This is a genomic window from Sphingomonas sp. CCH9-F2 (genome assembly GCF_001556735.1).
Taxonomy (GTDB): Bacteria; Pseudomonadota; Alphaproteobacteria; order Sphingomonadales; family Sphingomonadaceae; genus Sphingomonas; species Sphingomonas ginsenosidimutans.
In genome coordinates this window covers 1-19,980 of record NZ_LSJO01000175.1, presented here as the reverse complement: position 1 = coordinate 19,980, position 19,980 = coordinate 1, and the positions used below count along the sequence as shown (strand labels likewise).

General features: G+C 69.5%; 15 protein-coding genes and 1 pseudogene. 12 read left to right on the top strand and 4 right to left on the bottom strand.

Annotated elements, in window-relative coordinates:
* The 3 genes and pseudogenes from AX685_RS22325 to AX685_RS05100 form a co-directional block, all read left to right on the top strand.
* Positions 1-199: pseudogene (locus AX685_RS22325) on the top strand (hypothetical protein); the annotation flags it as partial.
* Positions 199-1,107, top strand: a complete 909-nt coding sequence (locus AX685_RS05105) for an N-acetylmuramic acid 6-phosphate etherase (RefSeq protein ID WP_176484796.1) — start codon at positions 199-201, stop codon at positions 1,105-1,107. The pseudogene AX685_RS22325 and the gene AX685_RS05105, both read left to right, overlap by 1 nt.
* Positions 1,108-1,112: 5 nt before the next feature.
* Positions 1,113-1,841: a GntR family transcriptional regulator gene (locus AX685_RS05100; RefSeq protein WP_066486095.1), complete on the top strand. Its 729-nt coding sequence runs from the start codon at positions 1,113-1,115 to the stop codon at positions 1,839-1,841.
* On the opposite strand, the gene AX685_RS05095 is transcribed toward AX685_RS05100, so the two are convergent.
* On the bottom strand, positions 1,842-2,636 hold the full coding sequence (locus AX685_RS05095) for a Crp/Fnr family transcriptional regulator (RefSeq protein ID WP_231738566.1): 795 nt from the start codon (positions 2,634-2,636) through the stop codon (positions 1,842-1,844).
* Positions 2,637-2,836: 200 nt separating this feature from the next.
* Between AX685_RS05095 and AX685_RS05090 the strand changes: the two genes are divergently transcribed.
* Positions 2,837-5,320 carry a PepSY domain-containing protein gene (locus AX685_RS05090; RefSeq protein WP_066486094.1) on the top strand — a complete coding sequence of 828 codons (2,484 nt, stop codon included), beginning with the start codon at positions 2,837-2,839 and terminating at the stop codon, positions 5,318-5,320.
* 43 nt (positions 5,321-5,363) lie between these two features.
* Here AX685_RS05090 and AX685_RS05085 read toward each other — a convergent pair whose 3' ends face one another.
* Entirely contained in the window at positions 5,364-7,433 is a 2,070-nt protein-coding gene (locus AX685_RS05085; RefSeq protein ID WP_066486087.1) for a catalase, read from the bottom strand.
* A gap of 123 nt (positions 7,434-7,556) precedes the next feature.
* Between AX685_RS05085 and AX685_RS05080 the strand changes: the two genes are divergently transcribed.
* On the top strand, positions 7,557-8,837 hold the full coding sequence (locus AX685_RS05080; protein ID WP_066486085.1) for an Hsp70 family protein: 1,281 nt from the start codon (positions 7,557-7,559) through the stop codon (positions 8,835-8,837).
* Here the strand turns inward: AX685_RS05080 and AX685_RS05075 are convergent.
* Positions 8,834-10,333 carry a S10 family peptidase gene (locus tag AX685_RS05075; protein WP_066486083.1) on the bottom strand — a complete coding sequence of 500 codons (1,500 nt, stop codon included), beginning with the start codon at positions 10,331-10,333 and terminating at the stop codon, positions 8,834-8,836. The two genes, AX685_RS05080 and AX685_RS05075, sit on opposite strands and share 4 nt — an antisense overlap.
* A 116-nt stretch (positions 10,334-10,449) precedes the next feature.
* On the opposite strand from AX685_RS05075, the gene AX685_RS05070 reads away from it, so the two are divergent.
* From AX685_RS05070 to AX685_RS05055, 4 genes are all read left to right on the top strand, one after another.
* On the top strand, positions 10,450-11,571 hold the full coding sequence (locus tag AX685_RS05070; RefSeq protein ID WP_197418495.1) for an 8-amino-7-oxononanoate synthase: 1,122 nt from the start codon (positions 10,450-10,452) through the stop codon (positions 11,569-11,571).
* Positions 11,568-12,182 carry a dethiobiotin synthase gene (gene bioD / locus AX685_RS05065; RefSeq protein WP_066486078.1) on the top strand — a complete coding sequence of 205 codons (615 nt, stop codon included), beginning with the start codon at positions 11,568-11,570 and terminating at the stop codon, positions 12,180-12,182. The genes AX685_RS05070 and bioD overlap by 4 nt, the downstream gene beginning before the upstream one ends.
* Positions 12,179-13,435: an adenosylmethionine--8-amino-7-oxononanoate transaminase gene (locus AX685_RS05060; RefSeq protein ID WP_066486077.1), complete on the top strand. Its 1,257-nt coding sequence runs from the start codon at positions 12,179-12,181 to the stop codon at positions 13,433-13,435. Before bioD ends, AX685_RS05060 begins: the two co-directional genes overlap by 4 nt.
* Positions 13,436-13,540: 105 nt before the next feature.
* The gene (locus AX685_RS05055) at positions 13,541-13,957 is read left to right on the top strand and encodes a glycine zipper 2TM domain-containing protein (protein WP_066486075.1); all 417 of its coding nucleotides are present in this window, start codon (positions 13,541-13,543) and stop codon (positions 13,955-13,957) included.
* A 155-nt stretch (positions 13,958-14,112) separates the two neighbouring features.
* Here the strand turns inward: AX685_RS05055 and AX685_RS05050 are convergent, their stop codons facing one another.
* Entirely contained in the window at positions 14,113-14,328 is a 216-nt protein-coding gene (locus AX685_RS05050) for a DUF6356 family protein (RefSeq protein WP_066486070.1), read from the bottom strand.
* Between the two features lie 119 nt (positions 14,329-14,447).
* Between AX685_RS05050 and AX685_RS05045 the strand changes: the two genes are divergently transcribed.
* The 3 genes from AX685_RS05045 (at position 14,448) to AX685_RS05035 (ending at position 19,846) form a co-directional block, all read left to right on the top strand.
* On the top strand, positions 14,448-14,912 hold the full coding sequence (locus AX685_RS05045; RefSeq protein ID WP_066486068.1) for an Lrp/AsnC family transcriptional regulator: 465 nt from the start codon (positions 14,448-14,450) through the stop codon (positions 14,910-14,912).
* A 198-nt stretch (positions 14,913-15,110) separates the two neighbouring features.
* A complete protein-coding gene (locus tag AX685_RS05040) occupies positions 15,111-18,209 on the top strand; it encodes a TonB-dependent receptor (protein WP_231738564.1) in 3,099 nt (1,032 codons plus the stop codon).
* Between the two features lie 116 nt (positions 18,210-18,325).
* Positions 18,326-19,846, top strand: coding sequence for a tryptophan halogenase family protein (locus AX685_RS05035; RefSeq protein WP_066486067.1), 1,521 nt, complete (start codon positions 18,326-18,328; stop codon positions 19,844-19,846).
* The last annotated feature ends 134 nt before the right edge of the window (positions 19,847-19,980 follow it).

Sequence of the window (19,980 nt, the reverse complement as noted above, 5' to 3'; positions counted from 1 at the left end):
GGTGGTCGCCGCGCTGATCGCGGGCTTTGCGGTCGTGCTGCTGCTGCAACCGGCGATCGCGCGCGCGATCGGGCTGCCGGGCGCGCTGTCCGCGCTGTCGTTTCCGTTCCAGCTGTGCATCGGCACCGCGATCGCCTTCGCGATCTGCGCGGCGCCGCGTGGCATGGCGTCCGCTTCCCGTCCGATGCAGAGGGCATGATGAACACCGAGTCACTCGCACCGCGTTATCGCGACCTGGACCTGTGGCCGACCGAACTGGCGGTCGAGGCGATGCTGGAGGGGCAGATGGCCGCGATCGCCGCGATCCAGCCGCAGACCGCCGCGATCGCCGCCGCCGCCGATGCCGCCGCGGCGCGGCTGGGCGAAGACGGCCGGCTGATCTTCGCCGGCGCGGGCACGTCCGGGCGGCTGGCGGTGCAGGACGGGACCGAGCTGACCCCGACGTTCGGGTGGCCGCCGGAGCGGCTGGCGTTCCTGATGGCGGGCGGGCTGGACGCGCTGACCCAGGCGCAGGAAGGCGCGGAAGACGAAGGCGATGCCGGGCGCGTGGCGATCGACGCGGCGCAGGTGACCGCCGCCGACGTCGTGGTCGGCGTGGCGGCGAGCGGGCGCACCCCCTATACGCTGGCGGCGATCGAGCACGCGCGCGGCGCGGGCGCGCTGACGGTGGGGATCGCCAACAATGCCGACACCCCGCTGCTGACCGCCGCCGAACATCCGATCTGCGTCGAAACCGGCAGCGAGGTGATCGCCGGATCGACCCGGATGAAGGCGGGCACCGCGCAGAAGGCGGTGCTGAACCTGCTGTCCACCGCGATCATGGTGCGGCTGGGGCTGGTCTATGACGGACGGATGGTGGCGATGCGCATCTCCAACGCCAAGCTGCTGCACCGCGGGCGCGCGATGGTGCGCGATATCGCGGGCGTGGACGATGCCACGGCGGCGGACGCGCTGGCGGCAGCGGACAACGATATCCGCGTCGGCATCGTGATGGCACGCGGGTTGCCCCGCGACGCCGCGCGGGCGCTGCTGGCGACGCATCGCGGCAACCTGCGCCCGGTCATGCACGAACTGGACGTCATCCAGGAACTGGACGCGCGCGGATGAGCGCGATGCGCGACATGGCGCTGACGCTGAGCGATGCCGACACGCCGCTGTACCTGCAACTGGCGCGGCGGCTGCGCGAGCATATCGACAGCGGCGCGATCGACCCGGGCGGTGCGCTGCCGTCCGAACGCGACCTGAGCGAGATGGCGGGGCTGTCGCGCGTCACGGTGCGCAAGGGGATCGAGCAGCTGATCGAGGAAGGCGTGCTGGTCCGCAAGCAGGGATCGGGCACGTTCGTCGCGCGGCGCATCGCCAGCCCCGGCGGGCGGCTGAACAGTTTCAGCGACGAAACCCGCGCGCGGGGCGAAGACCCCGGCGTGGTGTGGATCAACAAGACCTATGCCCAGCCGATCGAGGAGGAAGCCACGGCCTTGCAGGTGCCCGTCACCACGCGCGTCGCGCGGCTGGGGCGCGTCCGGCTGGCGGGCGGCGAGCCGCTGGCGATCGAACATGCGGTGATCCCGGCGCCGTTCCTGCCCGACCTCGATACGCTGGGCGATTCGCTGTACCAGGCGCTGGAGCGACACGGCTTCCGCCCGGTCGCGGGCACGCAGCGGGTGCGCGCGTCGCTGGCCACCCCGACCGAGGCCGGCATCCTGAGCGTGAAGCAGAATTCCGAGGTGCTGCGCATCGAACGCAAGACGTGGATCCCCGACGGGCGGATCGTCGAGTTCACGCGATCGGTGTATCGCGGCGACCGCTATGAGTTCGTGAGCGACCTGCAGCGGATCTGATTACGCGCGCGCGGCGCGGGTCGGGGCCGGTTCGACCGCCGCACCGTCATCGCTCGCCGGTCCGCCGGTTCCGGCGGGGAGCCAGTCGGGATCGAACCACGGCGTGCGTCGCGGCAGCGGCGACAGTCGCTCGAGCATCGGCAGGTCGCCCAGCGTGATCGTCTGGCCACGCCGCGCGATCAGCCCCTCGCGTTCCAGCGCGCGGATCGTGCGGTTGACGTGGACCGCGGTCAGCCCCAGCGCATCGCCGATCTGTTCCTGCGTCAGCGGCATGTCGAAACTGGCGCCCTGCGTCAGCCCGACCTGACTCAGCCGCTGGTGCAGATCGAGCAGGAAGGTAGCGAGCCGTTCGCGTGCCGAGGTCTTCCCGATCGCCGCCACCGCATCCATCAGCGCGACCCGCTCCAGCTGCACCGCCATCAGCAGCAGCGCGGCGACGCGCGGCGCGTCGTCGAACAGCGCGCGGAGGCGCGCCAGCGGCACGCGCGCGATCCAGCCGTCGGTCAGCGCGGTGAGCGTATCGGCGGCGCGTTCCAGCGCCATGCTGGGCGTGCCCAGCATGTCCCCGGCGATATGCACCTTCACGATCTGTCGCTGGCCGGCGGGCAGCAGCATCGACGAGGCGACCCAGCCGTGCAGCATCAGCCAGACGCCGTCGACCAGCTGGCCTTCGCGGCGGATCGTTTCGTGCCGCCGAACCGCGACCGCGGTTTCGCCCAACCCGCGGATCGTGGCGATATCGCGGGCGCCGAGCGATGCCATCGCGGTGAAACGGTCGAGGGGATATTGGTGCAAGGTCGCGCTTCCCTAGGGGAGGGGCGCTGACCTTATCGCCGCGCCGGGGCGTCCGCGTTGATAGGCATCAATCCCGAAACGAATTGCGGGCCGATGAAAAGCGTTGCGAACAGTTGTCATTAGCACTAGCCGGGCGCGATGAGCCGTTGGGGAAAGTTCGTATACGCCGCGCCGATCGGTCGCCTGCGGGGATGCCGGCGATGACGCTGCGCGGCATCCTGTTCCAGATCCACTGGTTCCTGGGGATCACCGCCGGGTTCGTGCTGGCGATCATGGGCGTCACCGGCGCGACGATGGCGTTCGAGGAGGAGATCCAGAGCGCGATCAGCCCCGGCATTGTGCGGCTGGCCCCAAGTCCGGCGCCCGCGCTGTCGCCCGATGCGCTGATCGCGGCGGCATCGCGCCAGCACGGCGGGCGCGCGGTGACGCAATTGGTGATCGAGCGCGATCCGGCGCGTGCCGCCAGCGTCACCTTCGCCCCCGACAAGGGCCAGCGGCGCGGCGAGCGCAGCCTGATCGACCCGCGCACCGGCGCGCTGCTGGGCAAGCCACATGGCGCCGAACTGTTCGAGACGGTGGAGCGGGTCCACCGCTGGATGGCGTTGCCGGGCGGCGCGAACGGGTGGGGGCGGACGATCACCGGCATCGCGGCGCTGTCGCTGGTGTTCTTCGCGCTGTCCGGCCTGTACCTGCGCTGGCCGCGGCGCGCGCTCGACTGGCGGGCGTGGTTCGTGCTGGACCTGCGGCTGACGGGGCGCAACCTGTACCGCGCGCTGCACGCGGTGGTCGGCGGGTGGATTTTCGCCGCCTACCTGCTGAGCGGGATGACCGGGCTGTGGTGGTCGTATGACTGGTATCGGCAGGGCGTGCGCTACGTCCTGACCGGCAAGGCGAGGGAGATGCGTCGCGAGGGGCGCGACGGCCCGCCCAAGGGCGATGCCGTGCCGCTGGCGCCGGCCTGGGCGGGGTTCGTCGGACAGGTGGGGGCGGACGGCTATGCGCGCGTCGCGATCACGCCGTCGCGCGGGGGCAAGCCGGTGGAGATGCGGGTCCTGCCACCGGATGCGCGGTTCGACCGGCAGACCGACACTTTGCGCTTCGATGCGCGCGACGGGCGGCTGATGAAGGCGGATCGCTACGCCGCGCGGCCGTGGGGAGAGACGATCGTCGGCAACGTCCTGCCGCTGCATACCGGCGCGTTCTTCGGCCTGCCGGGGCGGATCGTGATGCTGCTGACCAGCGCGACGATGCCGCTATTCACGGTGACGGGGCTGTTGCTGTACCTGGCGCGGCGGCGGCGCAAGCGCGCGCTGGCGGCGGTGCCCGACGTGGCGGCGGCGGAGGCGAGCGGCGAGACGCTGGTCCTGTACGCCTCGCAGACCGGCGGGGCGGAGCGGCTGGCGCGATTGACCGCGGGGGCGCTGGGCGCGACGCTGCGGCCGCTGGGCGGGGCGAGCGCGGAGGAATGGCGCGCGGCCCAGCGTATCCTGTTCGTCGCCGCGACGTATGGCGAGGGCGAGCCGCCCGATGCGGCGCGCGGCTTCGCGGCGCGTGCCATGGCGGGGCCCGGCGATCTGGCGGGCAAGGATTATGCGGTGCTGGCGCTGGGCGACCGTGAATATGCCGGTTTCTGCGCGTTCGGGCACCGCGTCGACGCCTGGGCGCATGACAGCGGCGCGCGGCGGCTGTTCGACATGATCGAAATCGATGGCGCCGACGTGGATGCCGAGCATCGCTGGCAGCAGCAGGTGTTCGCGCTGGCGGGCGGGGCAGGGCCGGCGCAGTCGGACTGGCAGCGCGCGCCCTTCGCACCGTGGCGGCTGGCGGCGCGGGCGCATGTCAACCCGGGCAGTCCCGGCGCGCCGATGCACCGTATCGTGCTGGAGCCGGTCGCGCAGGATGCGGCATGGCAGCCCGGCGCGATCGCCGAGGTGATGCCGCGCCACGACCCCGCGCGCGTCGCCGCGGTACTGGCGCGGCATGGCCGCAGCGGGGATGCCGCGCTGGCACAGGCGCTGGCGGGCGCGGTGCTGCCCGCGGCGGACGCGCCGCTGCCCGACGCGGACGCACTGCGGCCGCTGGCGCATCGCGATTATTCGGTCGCCTCGATCGCACCGTCGGGCGCGGTCGAGCTGCTGGTGCGCGAAGCGACCGCGGCGGATGGCGGGCCGGGGATCGCATCCGGCTGGCTGACGCACCATGCCGCGGTCGGCGAAACGGTGGAACTACGGCTGCGCGACAATCCCGGCTTCGCGATGCCCGATGATGCGGCGACACCGATGATCCTGATCGGCAACGGCACCGGGCTGGCTGGGCTGATGGGGTTGCTGCGCGAGCGGGCGCGGTGCGGCGGCGGACCAGTGTGGCTGATCCATGGCGAGCGCAGCCCGGCGCACGACCGGCCGTTCGACGACGAACTGGCCGCGCTACGCGCACACGGGACGCTGGCGCGGCACGACCCTGCCTTTTCGCGCGACCCCGACGGCGGGTGTTACGTGCAGGATGTGGTGACGCGGGAAGGCGAGGCGATCCGCGCTTGGGCCGATCAGGGCGCGGCGATCTATGTCTGCGGCAGCCTGGCGGGGATGGCGCCGGGGGTCGATGTGGCGCTGCGCGCGATCCTGGGCGATGCGCAGGTGGAGGCGATGCTGGGCGAGCGGCGCTACTGCCGCGACATCTATTAGTGGCGGGCCGCCCGTCACGAGGGGCGCGACGGGCGGCGGCGCGTCAGGCGAGCATCCGCACACCGGGTTCTCGGTCGTAGAAGCGGCGCGCGGCAGCATCGACGAACGCATCGTCGAGCGCGGTGACGCCATCATCGGGTTCGACCCCGGCCTTGTCGAGCAGCGGCGCGGCGGCGTCGGTCGCGCCGATCGCCTTGAGATGGCCGAAGGCGTCCATGACGAACTGGACCGCCGCAGCCTCCTTCGTCAGCATCGCCGCGCCGTCATCGGACAGGACCAGCGCGACCGCGTCGAAGATCTGGCTGGGCGTGCCCGCCAATTGCCCGTCCGCCTTTCGCTTGCTGCCGTCCGACAGGGTCGCGCCGCCGATTTTCGGCGCCACCAAGACCGCCTTCGCCCCAGCGCCGGTGACGTCGGCGATCACGCGGTCGAGCGTCGCGGCGTCCGACCCGTCGGCGTAAAGGATGCCGACCGACCGACCCGCGAGCGTGGCCTTCATGTTCTTGTGGATCGACAGCGCGTCGGACGGCGCCATGTCGACCGGCGCCCGCGCGGCGGGCGACGCGTCGGGCAGGTCGATGTTCAGCCCGTCAGCGACGCGGCGGGCCAGATCCTCATCGACGTTGCGCAGATTCGCGACCATCCGCGCCGGCACCTGTTCCAGCCCGACCTTCGACAGTTCGAACACGAACGACGAGGCGATATGCGCCTGTTCCGATTCGGTCTGCGAACGGAAGAACAGCCGTGCCTGACTGTAGTGATCCGCGAACAGTTCGGCACGCACGCGCAGCTTGTCGCCCTGTTCGTCGTCGCCGGTGGCGGCGTTGACCGTGACGAAGCCGCGCGTCGGGCTTTCGCGCGGGCCGCCGTCCTCGCCATGCGCGGTCAGGCTGTTGGGTTCGTAGTTGGCGCGCCCCTTGGGCACCATCGTCTGCATCATCCCGTCGCGCTGGAAATTGGCGAACGGGCAACGCGGCGCGTTGATCGGGATCTGGTGGAAGTTGGTCGTCCCCAGCCGCGATTTCTGCGTGTCGAGATAGCTGAACAGCCGCCCCTGAAGCAGCGGGTCGTTCGAGAAGTCGATCCCCGGCACGATATTGGTGGGCAGGAACGCGACCTGTTCGGTTTCGGCGAAGAAATTGTCGGGATTGCGGTTGAGCGTCAGCGTGCCGACGATGCGGACGGGGACGTCGTCCTCCGGGATCAGCTTGGTCGCATCCTGCACGTCATAGGGCTGGGCGCGGGCGAACTCCTCGTCGAAGACCTGGATGCCCAGATCCCATTGCGGGAAGGCGCCGGTGTCGATCGCTTCCCACAGGTCGCGGCGCTGATAGTCATTGTCGGCGGCCTGGAGCTTCAGCGCCTCGTCCCAGATCGTCGATTGCAGCCCGGCCTTCGGCTTCCAGTGGAACTTGACGAACTGCGCCTCGCCCGCCTCGTTCACCAGCTTGAAGGTGTGGACGCCGAACCCCTCCATCGTGCGGAACGAGCGCGGCAGCGTGCGGTCGGACATCGCCCACATCAGCATGTGCGTGCTTTCGGGCATCAGGCTGGCCCAGTCCCAGAAGGTATCGTGCGCACTGCCCGCCTGCGGATAGGCGCGATCCGCCTCCATCTTCACCGCATGGACCAGATCGGGGAATTTGATCGCATCCTGGATGAAGAACACCGGGATGTTGTTGCCGACGAGGTCCCAATTGCCCTCGCGCGTGTAGAATTTGACCGCGAAGCCGCGCACGTCGCGCGGCGTATCGACCGATCCGGCGCCCCCCGCGACGGTGGAGAAGCGCACGAACACCTCGGTCTTCTCGCCCGGCGTGAACACCGCGGCGCGGGTGAGGTCGGAGATGTCGGCCGTCGCCTCGAACACGCCATGCGCGCCCGATCCGCGGGCGTGGACGATGCGTTCGGGAATCCGCTCGTGATCGAAGTGGAAGATCTTCTCGCGCAGCACGAAATCCTCGAGCAGCGTCGGGCCGCGCGCGCCGGCGCGCAGGCTGTTCTGATTGTCGCTGACGGGGACGCCGTGATTCGTGGTCAACACATCGGCGTCGCCCGACGCCTGCTGATGCGTTTCGCCGCCATCGCCGCGCGTGGTCGTGAAGTCGGTCATCGGGAAGCCTCTGGTAGGGAAGGAATGTCCGCCCAACGCGCCAGTCCGGGTAAAGGCCCGGCGGCGCGCGGATATTCGCGCTGAGGCATGTCAAAGCCGTGCCGAAACGCTAAAGGCACCGGCATGAGCCGCATCCTGGGTTTCGATTTCGGCACCACCAATTCGGTGGTCGCGACCGCCACGCCCGATGGCGGTGCGGAACTGCTGGTGCTCGACGGGCCGGAGCGGGCGGATGCGGTGTTCCGGTCCGCGCTGTGTTTCTGGGAAGGCGAGCGCGGCGGGGTGGAGGCGGCGGCGGGGCCGTGGGCGATCGCCGAATATCTCGACTATCCCGAGGGGTGCAGGTTCATCCAGTCGTTCAAGACGGTCGCCGCCAGCGCCAGTTTCGACCAGGCGACGGTGTTCGAGCGACGGCTGCGGTTCGAGGAGCTGGGGCAGCGGTTCCTGATGCTAATGGCGGCGCGCGCGAACGGCGCGCTGGCGGCGGGCGCCGACCGGGTGATCGTCGGTCGGCCGGTCGCCTATGCCGGGGCGCGGCCCGACGAGGCGCTGGCGCGGCAACGCTATGACGCGATGTTCGCCGGGCTGGGGCGCGAGACCCATTATGTCTACGAACCGATGGGCGCGGCGTTCAGCTATGCCGCGCGGCTGGAGGCGCCGGCGACGGTGCTGGTCGCCGATTTCGGCGGCGGGACCAGCGACTTTTCGGTGGTGCGGATCGCGGAGCCCGGCGCGGCGCGCCGGTGCGCGCCGCTGGCGCACGCCGGCGTGGGAATCGCGGGCGACCGGTTCGACCAGCGGATCGTCGAGCATCTGGTGCTGCCGCTGCTGGGCAAGGGCGGGCAATATCGGTCGTTCGACAAGGTGCTGGACATTCCCGGCGGCTGGTTCGCCGATTTCGCCGACTGGTCGCGGCTGGCGCTGATGCGCAACCGGCGGACGCTGGCGGAACTGGAGAAGCTGCGCCGCGCCGCGATCGACCCGGAGGCGATCGGGCGGATGATCGCGGTGATCGAGGGCGAGATGGGCTATCGCCTGTACCATGCGGTCGGCGAGCTGAAGCGCGCGCTGTCGGCGGGCGAGGAAGCGGTGTTCCGCTTCGAGGGCGGCGACCTGTCGATCGCCGCGCCGGTGACGCGCGCGGCGTTCGAGGAATGGATCGCCCCCGACATGGTGCAGATCGCCGCCGCGGTCGACCGCGCGCTGGCCGCGGCGGGGCTGGAGGCGGGCGCGATCGACCGGGTGTTCCTGACCGGCGGCACCTCGCTGACCCCGCGCGTGCGGCGATTGTTCGACGACCGGTTCGGCGCGGAGCGGATCGCGACTGGCGGAGAGCTGACGTCGATCGCGCACGGGCTGGCGATGATCGGCCGCGAGGACGACGTCGCGGCCTGGACCGTCTAGCCCCCGTAGATCGCGCGGGCGTCGTTGCGGAAGGCGGCGCCGCTGTCGGTGCGGCTGTAGAACATGTGCCCGCCCGGATAGACGCGCAGCTGCACGCGTTCGGCGACGCCGAAGCCCGGCATCTGATCGACGATCAGCCGCGAGGCGAAATAGGGGCAGGACAGATCGTCCCAGCCGTGGACGATCATCACGCGCATCTTCGGATCGACCGCGATCGCCTTGCGCAGGTCGGTGACGGGCGCGTCGTCGGGCTTCCCGCGGTCCCACGCGCTGTTCACGGCATAGGACAGCGCATTGTAGCGTGCGTCGGTCTTCCACCCGACCTCCCGCGTGACGAAATCGACCATCGCGCTGGTGGTCGGCGCGATCAGCGCGTCGAGGATCGGATCGTTCGATCGCTGCTGCGACGACCAGGGAAAGGGATCGAAGGCGGTGACGTTCGAATCGTAGACGCTGCCGATCGTCCCGTCGGCGCGATGCACCTCCCGCAGGAAGGTGCCGGTGTCGACGCGCCCGCCCATCCGCTGCACCAGCGCCGGGTCGAGCCCGGTCAGCTGCGTCACCTGCGTCACCAGCCGGGCGGTCGCCTGCGGATCCGAACGCCCGCGCAGCAGGTCGCGCGCGAAATCGCCGCGGGTATAGGCCTCCACCTGCGCCATCGCCTCGGGGGTCAGCGCGTGGTGGCGTTCAAGGTTGGCGGCCGCCATCGACGGCAGCGCGACCATCCACGGCAGCGGCGACAGCGCGGTCGCATCGTCCCCCGACGCGGGATCGAGATAGGGGGAGACCAGCACCATGCCGTTCACCCCGACGCCGATCTGCGATTGCAGTTCATAGGCGATGCGCGGCACGCGATAGCCGCCATAGCTTTCGCCCATCAGATATTTGGGCGAGCGCAGCCGCCCTTCCTTCACCAGCCAGTCGTAGACGACCTTGGACAGGTATTTCACGTCCTGGTCGTTGCCGTAGAACGCCTTCTTCGTGGCGTCGGCATCGACCAGGCTGCGGCTGAACCCGGTGCCGATCGGGTCGATGAACACCAGGTCGGTGAAGTCGAGCCAGCTGTTGGGATTGTCGGTGGCGACCGGCGCGTCGGACGGGGCATCGCCCTGCGCGCCGAACTGCACGCGCTTCGGTCCGACCGCCCCCATGTTGAGATAGACCGACGCCGCGCCCGGCCCGCCGTTGAACGCGAAGGTGACCGGGCGGCGCACGTCGCCGCCGGGGACGGCATAAGCGGTGTAGACGACCTGCCCGATCTCCTTCCCCTTGTCGTCGCGCACCGCCAGCGTGCCGACGGTGGCGCGATAGCCGATCGTGCGCCCGCCGATGCGCAGGCTCTGCGCGACCGACCGGTCGGCCGGCAGCGGGGGCAGGGTGGTGGCGTCGTCGCCCTTCTTCTCGGCCGAAGCGGGCGGCTTGGCGTCGCCCTCGGCGAGCGCGGGGGTGGTCGTCAGCAGCAGGGCGGCAAGAAGGGCGGGGAGATGGCGCGGCACATCGTTCTCGGCGACGGAGGGTAAGGGATCGTGACCTTACCGAAGCGCGGCGCGGACGCAATGTGCGGTGCGGTGGCCCTTTTCCCGCGTGCGGAATAGCGCTTATGGGCGGGGCCATGATCCTGGGGGCACAACAGCGCGATCTGGCGGAGCTGGCCGCGCGCGGACGGTTGCGGCGGCTGGCACCGCGGCGGGGCACCGACTTTTCGTCGAACGACTATCTGGCGCTGGCGGGCGCGCCGCGGATCGCCGCGGCGCTGCATGCCGCGCTGGATCGCGGCGCGAGCATCGGTTCGGGGGGATCGCGGCTGCTGCGCGGCAACGACCCCGAGCATGAGGCGCTGGAGGAAGCGGCGGCGCGCTTCTTCGCGGTGGAAGCCGCGCTGTTCTTCTCCAGCGGCTATGCCGCCAACCATGCGCTGCTGGCGACATTGCCGCAGCGCGGCGACCTGATCGTCCATGACGCATTGGTCCATGCCAGCGCGCATGACGGGATGCGGCTGAGCCGTGCCGCGTCGGTCGCGGCGGCGCATAACGATGCGGACGCCTTCGACGATGCCATCGCTGCGTGGCGCGCCGGTGGCGGCGCGGGGACGGCGTGGATCGCGGTCGAGAGCCTGTACAGCATGGACGGCGACCGCGCGCCGCTGGCCGCGCTGGCCGAGGTGGCGGCGCGGCATGACGCGATGCTGCTGATCGACGAGGCGCATGCCACGGGCGTGTGGGGCGCCGACGGGCGCGGGCTGGCGGCGGCGCTGGACGGGCGTGAGGATGTCGTCACGCTCAAGACCTTCGGCAAGGCGCTGGGCTGCGAGGGGGCGGTGGTGTGCGGCGCGACGGTGGTGCGCGACATGCTGGTGGCACGCGCGCGGCCGTTCATCTTTTCCACCGCGCCGTCGCCGCTGATGGCGGTGGCCGCGCGCGAGGCGCTGGCGGCGATCGCCGACGAGCCGGAGCGGCGCACGCGGCTTCATGCGCTGATCGACCATGCCAATGCGCGGCTGGCAACGCTGGGCGCGACCGCCAGCGGATCGCAGATCGTGCCGCTGGTGATCGGCGACGATGCGGAGACGATGCGCGTCGCCGCCGCGGTGCAGGCGGCCGGGTTCGACGTGCGCGGCATCCGCCCGCCGACTGTCCCCAGCGGCACGTCCCGGCTGCGCATCGCGCTGACGCTGCATGTCGATGCCGATGCGGTCGATGCGCTGGCACGGGTTCTCGAAGGGATGTTGCGATGATCGTGGTGACGGGCACCGACACGGGGATCGGCAAGACGGTGTTCGCCGCCGCGCTGACCGTTGCGCTGGGGGCGCATTACTGGAAGCCGGTGCAGGCCGGGCTGGAGGACGGCAGCGATGCCGCCACCGTCGCCGCGCTGGGCGTGCCGGCGGCGAAGGTGCTGCCGGAGGCGTATCGGCTGGTCACCCCCTGTTCCCCGCATCGCGCGGCGGAGATCGACGGCGTGACGATCGACCCCGACCGGCTGGCACCGCCCGCGGTCGACGGGCCGCTGGTGGTGGAGGGGGCGGGCGGTGCGCTGGTGCCGGTGACGCGCGAGCTGCTGTACGCCGACGTGTTCGCGGGCTGGGGCGCGCCGGTGGTGCTGGTGGCGCGCACCACGCTGGGCACGATCAACCACAGCCTGTTGTCGATCGAGGCGCTGCGCGCGCGCGGCGTGCCGCTGCTGGGCGTCGCCTTCGTCGGCAATGCGGTGGAGGACAGCGAGGCGACGATCGCGGCGATCGGCGGCGTGAAGCGGCTGGGACGGCTGCCGATACTGGCGTCGCTGACGCCCGACGCACTGGCGGCGGCGTTCGCGGAGCATTTCGACGTGGCGGATTTCCGGTGAGCCCCTCGCCCGTCTGGCACCCGTTCACGCAGCACGGCCTGCGCGAGCCGATCCCGATCGTGACCCGCGCGGAGGGCGCGGCGCTGTTCACCGCCGACGGGCGACGGGTGATCGACGCGATTTCATCCTGGTGGGTGACGACCCACGGCCATGGCCATCCGCGGATCGTCGCGGCGATCCGCGAACAGGCCGAGCGGCTGGACCAGATCATCTTCGCCGGGTGGACGCACGAACCGGCCGAGACGGTCGCCCGCGGGCTGCGCGCGATCATGCCCGATGCGCTGACGCGGGTATTCTTTTCCGATTCGGGATCGACCAGTGTCGAGGTCGCGCTGAAGATGGCGCTGGGATTCTGGGCGGCGCGCGAGGCGCCGCGCGACCGCATCCTGGTGCTGGAGCACAGCTATCACGGCGACACGATCGGCGCGATGTCGGTGGGGGAGCGGGGCGTGTTCAACCGCCCCTATGCCCCGTTGCTGTTCGATGTCGGCACCATCCCCTTCCCGCATCCGGGGCGCGAGCAGGCGACGATCGACGCGCTGGAGGCGGCGTGCCGCGCCGGGGCGGCGGCGTTCATCGTCGAGCCGCTGGTGCTGGGGGCGGGGGGAATGCTGTTCTACCCGCCGGCGGTGCTGCGGCAGATGCGTGACGTCTGCGCCGCGCATGGCGTGCTGTTCATCGCTGACGAGGTGATGACCGGATGGGGACGCACGGGCACGTTGCTGGCGTGCGAGCAGGCCGGGGTGGTCCCCGATATCCTGTGCCTGTCGAAGGGGCTGACCGGGGGCGCGGTGCCGCTGGCGGTGACGATGGCGACCGAGGCGATCTTCGACGCGCACTGGTCGACCGACCGGGCGCGGATGTTCTTTCATTCCAGCAGCTATACCGCCAACCCGATCGCCTGCGCCGCCGCCGCCGCGAACCTGGCGATCTGGCGCGAGGAGCCGGTGCGCGAGCGGATCGCGACGCTGGCGTCGCGCCAGGCGGCGCGGATCGCGGCGCTGGCCGATCACCCGCGGATCACCGGCGCCCGGCAGTGCGGGACGATCGCGGCGGTGGAGATCGGCGCGGGCGAGGGATATCTGTCGGCCTTGGGGCCGGCGTTGCTGCGGTTCTTCCGCGAGCGCGACCTGTTGCTGCGCCCGCTGGGCAATACCGTCTATGTCATGCCGCCCTATTGCATCGGGGAGGACGACCTGGACCGGCTGTACGCCGCGATCCGCGCGGCGGCGGACACGCTGCCGGCCGGCTGAACGGCGGATAACCGCGCCATTCAGCATCGGATCACGGCGACTCGATCATATCGTCCTCCACACTGGCGACGTGCCGGTGGACGAATCGAGTAGGGAGCGTTCGTGATGTGGAAGAAGCTGACCCTCGGGATGACGGCGCTGGCGATGGGCACGGCGGCGATGGTGCCGGCCGCGGCGCAGGCGCAGCGTTACGGCGACGGCTATGGGTACGGCCGCGATTATTACGACGACGGCTATGGCGAGCACGACCGCGCCTATGACCGCGCCTATCGCGACGGCTGGAACCGCGCGCCGCGCTATTACGAGACGCGCGGCGACTATCGGAACCGCTATCGCTACAACCGCGCCTGCCAGAGCGGGACGACGGGGACGATCGTCGGCGCGATCGCCGGCGGCCTGCTGGGCCGCGCGATCGACACGCGCGGCGACCGCACGCTGGGCACCGTGCTGGGCGCGGGCGCGGGTGCGCTGGCCGGCAATGCGGTGGAACGGGCGGACAATCCGCGTTTCTGCCAGCGGTAATATGCGCCGCGTCATCGGGTTGTAAGGAATGGCGGCTGACGCGCCGCCGTTCATCAGCCTAAGGACGCGGCCAGTCGCTTCACGCTTGGAAACAGGCGGAAAGATGGCTTTCTCCGGGGTCCGGTCGGCGTCCTGCCGATCGGGCCTTTTGCGTGTCAGCGGCTCCTCCGGCGGTGCGCGACCATGCGATCGTGAAGCGCGGTGATCGCGCGGCTGCCTGTGGACACGAACAGGCCGGGGATCAGCGCGTGGACCAGGCAGGCGAGACCGGCCAGGATCATCGTCACCCCGAATCCGCCCGCGACCACCAGATGCTCGCCATAGCTTTCCTCGACGCTGTGCGGATGGTCGGTGAACAGGCGGGCGAACATGGCAGGCTCCGGTCGTCGGTGGCGATGCCGCGATGATAAGGGCGGGGCGCGCGAACTATCTTCCTATTTTTACCCCCACCGGCGATGAAGGGAGGAGATGATTCCTGAAAGGTGGGGCAATGGAGAACGATGTCATCGATTCGACCGATCGGCGTATATTGGCCATTCTCCAGGAGGACGCCACGGTGCCTATCGCCGAGATCGCCGAGCGGGTCGGCCTGTCGCAGACGCCGTGCTGGAAGCGCATCAAGCGACTGGAACGCGACGGACTGATCGTGCGGCGCGTCGCGCTGCTGGATCGCGACCGGCTGGGGCTGGGCGTGACGGTGATGGTGGCGGTGCGGACAGCGCAGCATGACGACCAGTGGTTGCAAAGCTTCGCCGAGGGCGTCTCGCGCATCCCGGAGGTGGTCGAATTCTACCGCATGAGCGGCGACGTCGACTATCTGCTGAAGATCGTCGCGCGCGACATTGCCGATTACGACCGCATTTATCGCAAGCTGACGAAGGTCGCGCCGCTGCACGACGTCAGTTCCTCGTTCGCGATGCAGGAGATCAAATCGACCACCGCGCTGCCGCTGTAGCGGCGGTGTTTCGCCACTTTCCGTTTCCTATCAGTCCTGTATAGCGAACCTGGGAACGTTCCCACTTGCGCTGCTCCGGAATGTGTGACGAATTCGTCACGCTTGACAGAATCCGTCGTTCGAATGATTAAATCAAATTGATTGCAGAACAGCGAGGGCGATAGGGCGTCCCGCAGGTTGAAAACAGGGGAGGATGACATGCGTTACGGTTCGAAGCCGTTGGTTCGCGCGATGCTGATGGGCGCTGCCTCGACGATGGCGATGGGTCTGGTCGCGCTGCCGGGTGCCGCGATGGCGCAGACGCCGGTCGGCAACAGGCCCGACATGAACGCCACGCCGCAAGACGCGACCGCCGCGCCCAGCCAGTCCGCCGATGCGGAAAGCGAAATCGTCATCACCGGCATCCGCGCGTCGCAGGCGCGCGCGATCGAGGTGAAGCGCAACGCCGACAGCGTGGTCGAGGCGATCAGCGCGCAGGACATCGGCAAGCTGCCCGACGTCACCATCTCCGATTCGCTCCAGCGTATCCCGGGCGTGCAGATCCGCCGTGACGCGGGCGAGGGCGCCGCGGTCAACATCCGCGGCCTGCCGCAGGTGACGACGCTGCTGAACGGCGAACAGTTCCTGGGCGCCAACTCGGTCACCTCGGTGCAGCCGAACTTCACCGACATTCCGTCGCAGCTGTTCTCCGGCGCGACGGTGTTCAAGTCGCCGACCGCCTCGCTCCAGCAGGCGGGCCTGTCGGGCACCGTCGACCTGCTGACGCGCCGTCCGTTCGACCTGAAGCGCGGGCTGACGATGTCGGCCGCGGTCGAGGGGCAATATGGCGACAAGACCAAGGACTGGAACCCGTCTGCCAACGGCCTGATCGCCTATCACGGCGAGCGGATCGGCTTCCTGGCGTCGGCCGCGTACAGCGACCTGACGCTGGCCAACAGCTTCCGCGGGCTGCAGGATTATGGCGTCGCGCTGAACAACGAAGGCGGCAGCGCCACCAATCCGGGTGCGTTTGCGGTCGGCAACAACGGCGTCAGCCGCGGTGCGCCGGTCCGCAACAGCGCGGGCACGATCATCGGCTACGACGTCAACGGCGACGGCGATGCGAACGATTCGTTCATCACCCCGCAGTCTCACACCGCCTGGAACCGCATCACCAGCCGCCAGCGGTTCGGCGCCAACGCCTCGCTGCAGATCGAGCTGAACGACGCGCTGCGGCTGACCGCGGACGGCTTCTACACCCGCCAGACGCAGTACGACCGCACCGCCGGCTTCCAGTTCCAGAACGTCGACTGGCTGTCCTCGCCGTTCCTGCCGACCAAGTCGCGCGATACCGGCGCGATCGACAGCAACGGCTATCACATCAACACCGTCCAGCAGTACACCTACAGCCTGCCGAGCTTCGACAGCTATTCGGAGACGTTCCGCACCAAGAGCGAGTCGCAGAACTACAACCTGCAGCTCGACTGGAAGCCCAGCGACACGTTCAAGGCGACCGTTCGCGGCATCTATGGCAAGGCCAAGCGCAACCGGGACCAGGCCTATACCCAGTTCAGCCTGACCAACGGGCGGCAGTGGGCGTATAACGGCGTCGGCAATTATCCGGCATCGATCGGCGGCGACCGCACGTTCAACCCGACCGGCTACCAAATCTACAGCCAGACCGCGACGATCGACTATTCGAGCGGCGCGCCGGCGTTCGGCTTCTCGCCCGCGTTCCTGGCGCAGGCGGCCGACGTGTCGCGCTATGGCCTGAAGACGATCTCGTCGGAGGGCAACCAGTATCAGAACGGCGATATCTGGGCGCTGCGCGGCGATGCCGAATGGCAGGCCAACGATCAGGTCCGCCTGAACTTCGGCGGGCGTTACAGCGAGCGTAGCGTCGACCAGTTCACGTTCGACCGCGTTTCGCCCTTCTACGCCGGCAATCGCGACAATGCCGCCAACCCGGCGGCGGGCTGCCTGGTCAAGTGGAAGGCGTTCGACGTCAACCTGAACGACGGCAAGTGCGCGGTGCTGGATGCGCAGGGCAATGCCTATACCGCCGGCCTGACGCGGCAGGGCAACGACCAGATCTTCGCCGGGCTGATGAAGCAATACGGCCTGCCGGCCGCCGGCTCGCCGGCGCTGTGGGCGCTCGATCCCAAGGCGATGGACGACAGCGAGGCGTGGCAGAACAAATTCTACCCGGGCAGCCAGAACCTGGTGAACCCGGCCGATTCGTTCACCGTCAACGTCCGCCAGATCTCCGGCTACGGCCAGGTTTCGGGTGAGGGCGAGCTGCTGGGCATGGCATTCCGCGCCAACGGCGGCCTGCAGGTGGTCAACACCCGCCTGAACGTGCGCCAGAACATCGTCGGCGCGCCGCAGCCGTACGGCGTGTCGGGTGTCGACGCCGGCGACGTGGTGACCAAGCGTCAGTTCACCGACTTCCTGCCGTCGATCAACATCGCCTTCGACGTCACCGACAAGCTGCGCGCCCGCGCCGCCTTCTCGAAGACGATGACGGTGCTCGACTTCCTGCAGTGGGGCGGTGGCCTGAACGTCAACTACGCCATCAACACGCAGGTGAACCCGGCGCGGTTCGAGGCGCGGACCGCGGATTCGCGCGGCAATCCGAACCTGAACCCGTGGCGGTCGACCAACGCGGAAGCCAGCCTGGAATATTACACCGGGCGGTCGAGCCTGGTGGCGATCGGCGCCTTCTATCTGGCGGTGGACAGCTTCATCACCAACAGCACCGAGTTGCGCAACGACATCCCCGACAATGACGGCGTGATTCGCCGCCCGGTGGTGACCAACACGCTGGCGCAGGGCGAAGGCGGCACGCTGAAGGGAATCGAGGCGTCGGCGCGCCAGTCGCTGCGCGACTATGGCGTCAACGGCTTCCTCGGCGGGTTCGGTGTCGACGCCAACTACACGCTGTCGCTGGGCGATGCCGGCGGCGTCGATCTGGCCGGCAACAAGATGCCGTTCCAGGACAATTCGAAGCACCAGGTGAACGCCGCGCTGTGGTACGAACAATATGGGTTCCAGGCGCGCGTCGCGTACAACTATCGTTCGAAGCGGCTGGTGTCGTCCAACTATGGCGGCATTTCCGGGCTGGCGCAGTATCAGCAGCCGACCAACTATCTGGATGCGTCGCTTTCCTATGACGTGACGCCCAACTTCACGATCTACGGCCAGGCGTCCAACCTGACCGCGGAGACGGAGCGTTACTATCTGACGTGGCCGGACCAGGTGTTCAACGAGAACATCTACGAGCGCCGCTTCATCGCGGGCGTGCGCGCCAAGTTCTGATCGAGTCGGTCCCCCGACCCCGACTGGCCGCCGCATATGCCACGTGCATGTGCGGCGGCTTTTTCGTGTGGCGGGCAGGCGGATCGGCGTAGACAGGCGCAACGGATAGGCGGGACATGACGGGGGAGGCGGCGATGGACGGGCCGGTGCGGTCGATCGTGATCGTGGGCGGGGGCACCGCGGGGTGGATGGCGGCGACCTATCTGGCGCGGCGGCTGGGGCATCTGCGCCCGGACATCACCGTCATCGAAAGCGCCGCAATCGGGACGGTCGGCGTGGGCGAGGCGACCGTGCCCGCGATCCGCGACTTCCTGGCGGCGATCGAACTGGGCGAGCCGGAGGTGCTGCGCGAGACCGGCGGCACGATCAAATACGGCATCCGCTTCGACGGATGGAAGCGGGAAGGGCATCGCTTCTTCCACCCGTTCGGCCTGTACGGCGTCGCCGCGCGCGGGGTCGCGTTCCACCATTACTGGCTGAAGATGCGCGCGGCGGGGGATGCGACGCCGCTGTCCGATTATTGCCTGGCGACGCAACTGGCGGAGCGGGGGCTGTTCCTGCCGCCGTCCGACCGCCCGGCAAACGATTTGGGCGTGTTCAACTTTGCGGTGCATTTCGATGCGTCGAAGTTCGCTGCGCTGCTGCGGCGGCTGGCGGTGGCCAACAACGTGCGCCACATCGACGCGCGGATCGACGCGGTCGAGCGCGACGGCGACGACGGGCGCGTCGCGGCGGTGACGCTGGACGATGGGCGGCGTGTGGCGGGCGACCTGTGGATCGACTGTTCGGGGTTCCGCAGCCTGTTGCTGGGCGAGGCGCTGGGCGTTCCCTATGTCGACTGGCGACACTGGCTGCCGTGCGACCGCGCGATCGCGATTCCGTGCGCCGCGGCGGACGGGCCGACGACGCCGTTCACGGTCGCGACCGCGCGAGCGGCCGGGTGGCAATGGCGCATCCCGCTGCGCCACCGCGTCGGCAACGGCTATGTCTATTGCTCCGATCATGTCGACGACGACGCGGCCGAGCGCGCATTGCTTGCCTCGCTGGAGGGCGAGCCGCTGGCGGCGCCCAACCGGTTGCGCTTCACCACCGGGCATCGCGCGCGTTTCTGGGAGAAGAATGTCGTTGCGCTGGGGCTGGCGTCGGGTTTCCTCGAACCGTTGGAATCGACCAGCATCTCGCTGATCCAGTCGGGGCTGGAGCGGTTCGTCGCGCTGTTCCCCGACAAGGATGTCGATCCGCGGCTGGCGGCAACGTACAATCGGCAATCGGTGCTGGAGTTCGAGCGGCTGCGCGATTTCCTGCTGCTGCATTACTGGTCCAACCGCCGCGTCGGCGAGCCGTTCTGGGACCGGATGCGCGCGCTGGCGCCAACCGAGGGATTGCAGATCAAGCTCGACGCATGGCGGGCAGGGGGAGAGTTTGTGCGCAACGAATGGGATACGTTCCAGGACCCGAGCTGGCTGAGCATGTACGCCGGGTTCGACGATCTGCCCGCGCGGCATTCGCCGCTGGCCGATCAGGTGAGCGAGCGCGATCTGGCCGACAGCCTGTCGCGGATGCGCGCGGCGATCGCCGGCACGCTTGCGCATGCCGAGCCGCATGATGCGTTCCTGGCGCGGACGGTCGGCGCATGAGCCGCGCGACGCACACGCGCGCCGTCGTGGCGATGAGCCTCGGCGGATTGCTGTTCGGGTTCGACACCGCGGTGATCTCCGGTGTGACCGACGCGCTGCGCCACGAATATGCGCTGTCGTCGGCAGGGCTGGGC